Raw genomic sequence first — 4,029 nt, forward strand, 5'->3', positions numbered from 1 at the left:
TCGCCTGTCAGCGGATGCAGGATATCTTCCAGCGCCGTACGGCCGAGAACCCGCTGACCGATCGACGCGACGACCTGACCGGCGTCGACGATCGGCTGCATGGTCAGGCCGTTCTTCGTGCCGCAATCGACCTGCGTGATGATGCAGTCCTGCGCCACGTCGACGAGACGACGGGTGAGATAACCCGAATTGGCGGTCTTCAGCGCCGTGTCGGCGAGACCCTTGCGGGCACCGTGGGTCGAGTTGAAGTACTCGAGCACGGTCAGACCTTCCTTGAAGTTCGAGATGATCGGCGTCTCGATGATCTCGCCGGACGGCTTGGTCATCAGGCCGCGCATCGCCGCCAGCTGGCGCATCTGGGTCGGCGACCCGCGGGCGCCGGAGTGCGACATCATGTAAATCGAGTTCATCGGCTTCTGGCGGCCGTTGTCGTCGAACTCGATCGCCTTGATGCGGGCCATCATCTCGTCGGCGATCTTGTCCGTGCACTTCGCCCAGGCATCGACGACCTTGTTGTACTTCTCGCCCTGGGTGATCAGCCCGTCATTGTACTGCTGCTCGTATTCCTTGGCGAGCGCCTGCGTCTCGCCGATCATCTTCGGTTTGGTATCCGGGATCAGCATGTCGTCCTTGCCGAACGAGATACCCGCCGTGCACGCATGACGGAATCCGAGCTGCATGATCTGATCGCAGAAGATGACCGTCTCCTTCTGACCGCAGTGCCGGTAGACCTGGTCGATCATCTTGGAGATGGTCTTCTTGGTCATCAATTCGTTGCAGATGTCGAACGGGATCGCCACGTTCTTCGGCAGGAGTTCGCCGATGAGCATGCGGCCCGGCGTGGTCTCGTAGATTTTCGAGACCGGATTGCCATCCGCGTCCACGGTCTTGAAGCGGCCCTTGACCTTGCTGTGCAGCGTGACCGACTTCGCGGCGAGCGCATGCTCGAGTTCGCCGATGTCGGAAAAGGCCATCCCCTGCCCCGGCTCGTTCTCGTTCATGATCGACAGGTAGTAGAGCCCGAGCACCATGTCCTGCGACGGCACGATGATCGGCGCGCCGTTCGCCGGATGCAGGATATTGTTGGTAGACATCATGAGGACGCGCGCTTCCAACTGCGCCTCGATCGACAATGGAACGTGCACGGCCATCTGATCGCCGTCGAAATCGGCGTTGAAGGCCGTGCAGACGAGCGGATGCAGCTGGATCGCCTTGCCCTCGATCAGCACCGGCTCGAAGGCCTGGATGCCGAGACGGTGCAGCGTCGGAGCGCGGTTCAGCAGCACCGGATGCTCGCGGATGACCTCGTCGAGGATATCCCAGACTTCCGGGCGCTCCTTCTCGACCAGCTTCTTCGCCTGCTTGACGGTCGAGGAGAACCCCTTGGCGTCGAGACGCGCATAGATGAACGGCTTGAAAAGCTCCAGCGCCATTTTCTTCGGCAGGCCGCACTGATGCAGCTTCAGTTCCGGGCCGGTGACGATGACCGAGCGGCCGGAATAGTCGACGCGCTTGCCGAGCAGGTTCTGGCGGAACCGGCCCTGCTTGCCCTTGAGCATGTCGGAAAGCGACTTCAATGGGCGCTTGTTGGCGCCGGTGATGACGCGACCGCGGCGGCCGTTGTCGAACAACGCGTCGACGGCTTCCTGCAACATCCGCTTCTCATTGCGGATGATGATGCCGGGCGCACGCAATTCGATCAGTCGCTTGAGGCGGTTGTTCCGGTTGATGACGCGCCGATACAGGTCATTGAGATCCGACGTGGCGAAGCGACCGCCGTCGAGCGGCACGAGCGGACGCAAATCCGGCGGGATCACCGGAACGACGCTCATGATCATCCATTCAGGCTTGTTGCCGGAATCGAGAAAGTTCTCGACGATCTTCAGCCGCTTCATCAGCTTCTTGGTCTTGAGCTCGGAGGTGGTCGTCGCCAGCTCCTCGCGCAGATTGCCGGCGATCGTTTCAAGATCCATGCCCGCGAGCAGATCTTGGATCGCCTCGGCGCCGATCATCGCGGTGAACGAATCCTCGCCGAACTCGTCCACGGCGATCATATATTCCTCCTCCGACAGGAGCTGATGCTCCTTGAGGGAGGTGAGGCCCGGCTCGGTGACGATGTAGTTCTCGAAATACAGAACCCGCTCGATGTCCTTGAGCGTCATGTCGAGCAGCGTGCCGATCCGCGACGGCAGCGACTTCAGGAACCAGATGTGGGCGACAGGCGCGGCGAGCTCGATATGGCCCATGCGCTCACGGCGAACGCGCGACAGGGTGACCTCGACGCCGCACTTCTCGCAGATGATGCCCTTGTACTTCATCCGCTTGTACTTGCCGCACAAGCACTCGTAATCCTTGATCGGCCCGAAGATGCGCGCGCAGAACAGACCGTCCCGTTCAGGCTTGAACGTACGATAATTGATCGTTTCCGGCTTCTTGATCTCGCCGAAGGACCAGGAGAGGATTTTTTCAGGCGACGCAAGCGAGATACGGATGGAATCAAACGTCTGCGCAGCCACCTGCGGATTGAAGATGTTCATGACCTCTTGGTTCATGCGCTTTCTCCTTCTTGGGGCGGAACCCCGAGTCGCGGCGGTAAGACCGGCCGCTGAAATCGTTCAATCGTCGCGGATCGGCGCCCGTCTGGCGCCGATCCGGGCCGCAGCGTGTGCGGCCTGTTTTGGCGCTGTCTCTACTCAGCCGCGTCAGGCAGGCTCTCGGCCGGTGCCGGCAACTCGGCGGTCGAATTGGCCAGATCGACGTCGAGGCCAAGCGAGCGCATTTCCTTGACGAGCACGTTGAAGCTCTCGGGAATGCCGGACTCGAAGGCGTCATCACCACGCACGATCGACTCGTAGACCTTGGTTCGGCCTGCGACGTCGTCCGACTTGACCGTCAGCATCTCCTGCAGCGTATAGGCGGCGCCGTAAGCCTCAAGCGCCCAGACCTCCATCTCACCGAAGCGCTGACCGCCGAACTGCGCCTTGCCGCCCAATGGCTGCTGGGTGACGAGCGAGTACGGACCGATCGAACGGGCGTGGATCTTGTCGTCCACCAGATGGTGCAGCTTCAGCATGTAGATGTAGCCAACCGTCACCTGCCGATCGAAGGCCTCGCCGGTTCGCCCGTCATAGAGCGTGACCTGCCCCGAGCCGTTGAGCCCGGCCTTTTCCAGCATTTCGACGATGTCCTGCTCGACCGCGCCGTCGAAGACCGGGGTCGCGATCGACACGCCGCGGGTCATCTGCTTGGCGAGCGTCAGCACGCTGTCGTCGTCGTAGGTCTTGACCTTCTCGTTGCGATCGTTGTCACCGAGCAGACCGGCGATCTCGTCGCGTAGCGGCGAGACGTCCTGGGACTGCCGATAGACCTCGAGCATCTCACCGATCTTCTTGCCCATGCCCGAACAGGCCCAGCCAAGATGCGTCTCGAGGATCTGTCCGACGTTCATGCGTGACGGCACGCCCAGCGGGTTGAGCACGATATCGACATGTGTGCCGTCCTCGTTGAACGGCATGTCCTCGACCGGCAGGATGCGCGACACCACACCCTTGTTGCCGTGCCGTCCAGCCATCTTGTCGCCCGGCTGGATCTTGCGCTTGACCGCCACGAAGACCTTGACCTGCTTCATGACGCCGGGGGGCAGCTCGTCGCCGCGCTGCACCTTCTCGACCTTGTCCATGAAGCGCGATTCAAGAGTGCTCTTCGCCTCGTCATAGACGTTGCGCAAATCCTCCAGTTCGGCCTGCAGCTTCTCGTCCTCGACCGCGAACATCCACCACTGCGAGCGGGGATACTCGCTCATCGCTTCGGCGGAGATGGTCGCGCCTTTCTTGAAACCTTTCGGCCCAGCGATGGCGGACTTTCCATCCAGCATTTCGACCAGGCGGCCATAGACGTTGCGGTCGAGAATCGCCTGTTCGTCGTCACGATCCTTGGCCAGGCGCTCGATCTCCTCGCGTTCGATCGCCATGGCGCGCTCGTCCTTCTCGACGCCGTGACGATTGAACACCCGCACCTCGACGACGGTGC

2 protein-coding genes are annotated in these 4,029 nt (G+C 61.6%); both read right to left on the bottom strand.

Annotated elements, in window-relative coordinates; translation table 11 throughout:
- On the bottom strand, positions 1-2,552 hold a 2,552-nt coding region (rpoC, locus tag MJ956_RS18495; RefSeq protein ID WP_253965893.1), incomplete at its 3' end, for a DNA-directed RNA polymerase subunit beta'.
- Positions 2,553-2,689: 137 nt separating this feature from the next.
- The coding region (locus MJ956_RS18500) for a DNA-directed RNA polymerase subunit beta (RefSeq protein WP_479768645.1) at positions 2,690-4,029 on the bottom strand (1,340 nt) is incomplete at its 5' end.

This window comes from Aurantimonas marianensis (assembly GCF_024195285.1).
Lineage (GTDB): Bacteria > Pseudomonadota > Alphaproteobacteria > Rhizobiales > Rhizobiaceae > Aurantimonas > Aurantimonas marianensis.